General features: G+C 68.2%; 1 protein-coding gene. It reads left to right on the top strand.

The features are described from left to right. The coding region (locus tag AX681_RS09370; RefSeq protein WP_197424271.1) for a MobA/MobL family protein at positions 1–318 on the top strand (318 nt) is incomplete at both ends.

Raw genomic sequence — 318 nt, 5'->3', positions numbered from 1 at the left:
GCACGCCGAAGCCGCACGCGCATGTCATGCTGGCGATGCGCGATGTGGGGCCGGACGGGTTCGGCAAGAAGAACCGGGACTGGAATAGCACCGAGCTATTGAAGGACTGGCGCGAGGCGTGGAGCGCGCACGTCAACGAGCGCATGGCCGAGTTGGGGCTTGAGGGCCGGATCGACCATCGTAGCTACGAGGCGCAGGGCATCAAGCTGGAGCCGCAGCACAAGATCGGCCCCGCGGCGTCGCGGCGACCGGCGCAGGGGCTGGAGGCCGAGCGGATCGAGGATCACGCGCGCATCGCCCGCGACAATGGCGAGAAGA

Origin of the sequence: Sphingomonas sp. CCH9-E2 (assembly GCF_001557215.1) — a bacterium.
In the GTDB taxonomy this organism is placed as follows: Bacteria; Pseudomonadota; Alphaproteobacteria; order Sphingomonadales; family Sphingomonadaceae; genus Sphingomonas.
The sequence above is the reverse complement of the archived record's forward strand: the minus strand, read 5'-3'. Positions and strand labels throughout refer to the sequence as shown.